1 protein-coding gene is annotated in these 1,110 nt (G+C 43.7%); it reads left to right on the top strand.

Annotation, left to right across the window (positions count from 1 at the left end; all coding sequences use genetic code 11):
* Positions 1 to 28: 28 nt before the first annotated feature.
* Positions 29 to 1,110 (top strand): recombinase family protein (locus tag WMO65_RS26225; protein ID WP_349064878.1); only part of this gene is annotated, 1,082 nt, incomplete at its 3' end.

Here is a 1,110-nt window from a genome sequence, read left to right on the forward strand (position 1 = left end):
CAGGTCAAGATAAAGGAGGTTGTATAAAATGGCACGAAAAAGCAGGAAAAGCATTCCTGAAACGGTCAGCAGTGCAGCCGTCCAGGAAGAGATCAAAAGACCGTTCCGGGCAGGGTTATATGCAAGGATTTCTATGGAAACAGAGGAAACGATAGAGAGGGGGACGATAGAAACCCAGGTGGAACTGATGAAAAACTATGTGGCTGATACAGAGGATATTTCGGTTGCAGAAGTTTATAAGGATTCTGATTATTCCGGTACAAATTTTGATCGTCCTGGATTTACGCAGATGATGGAAGATATCAAGCATGGGAAAATCAACTGCGTGATTGTAAAGGATTTGTCCAGGCTTGGCAGGAATTATGTAGAAACAAGCAATTATATTGAGCGTGTATTCCCGTTCTTTCATGTACGGTTCCTGGCAGTGACGGATGATTTTGATTCTTTCCGTGAGGGAGTAGATCTGACTGTTCCCTTAAAGAATATTATCAATGAGTTCTATTCCAAAGACCTTGCAAAAAAGAGCAGCAGTGCAAAAAAAGCATTGTGGAGAGAAGGGAAATTTACCGGTGCCTGGGAACCCTATGGATATAGGAAATCAGAACAGGACAGACACCAGCTGGTAGTTGACGAGGAAGCTGCCGGACATTTACGGGCAATTTTTTCTATGTATATGGATGGATGCAGTTACAGTGATATTGCAAAAAAACTCAACGCTGATGGCGTCTTGTCCCCAACTTTGCAGAGGGAATATTATAGATCCGGGGAAAAGCCATCCCCAGAGTCCAAACCGTGGAATAATTATGAAGTAAAACGTGTGCTTCAGGATGTTCATTGTACCGGGGATTCCGTATATGGAAAATATCAGCAGAGCGTTTTCCAGGGAAATAAGCAGAGAAACAGACCGGAGAGTGAGTGGATCTATGCAGAGAATACCCACGAAGGGATTATAGATAAAGAGCTGTTCCGCCAGGTACAGGAAAAAATCCGGGAATTTACGGAAGAATATAAAAAGAGGCATCAGCTGAATAATGGAGCCATCCGGAGCCAGAATTTTTATACCGGCAAGATCAGGTGTGGAGGATGTGGCAACCGCATGATCCTGTCCAG

This window comes from Blautia caccae (assembly GCF_040095955.1).
Taxonomy (GTDB): domain Bacteria; phylum Bacillota; class Clostridia; order Lachnospirales; family Lachnospiraceae; genus Blautia; species Blautia celeris.